The 282-nt window shown below is 75.5% G+C and carries 1 protein-coding gene; it reads left to right on the top strand.

From position 1 onward, the window contains the following. Positions 1-12 precede the first annotated feature (12 nt). Positions 13-282, top strand: a 270-nt coding sequence (locus tag EOE48_RS28995) for a hypothetical protein (RefSeq protein ID WP_210249633.1), incomplete at its 3' end; no start/stop codon positions are given.

The following is a 282-nucleotide window of genomic DNA, read 5'->3' as shown; positions in this document are numbered from 1 at the left end:
ATCGGCGGGCAGGTGACGAACACCGGGACGATCTCGGTGCCGATGGGCCGGGTCGGGCTCGGCGCGGGCGAGCGGGCGACGCTGGATCTCTCCGGCGACGGCTTCCTGCAGGTGGCGGTGCCGACGCAAGCCAAGGGCCGCGGCGCGCTGGTCAAGCACAGCGGGACGATCTCGGCCGATGGCGGCTCGGTGACGCTCACCGCGGCGGCGGCGCGGGACATGGCGCGGCAGGCGGTGAACCTGTCGGGGGTGGTGGAGGCGCGCTCGGTCTCGGGGCGCAGC

It is taken from the genome of Methylobacterium oryzihabitans, assembly GCF_004004555.2.
GTDB lineage: Bacteria > Pseudomonadota > Alphaproteobacteria > Rhizobiales > Beijerinckiaceae > Methylobacterium > Methylobacterium oryzihabitans.
This window is presented reverse-complemented; position numbering and strand designations above follow the sequence as displayed.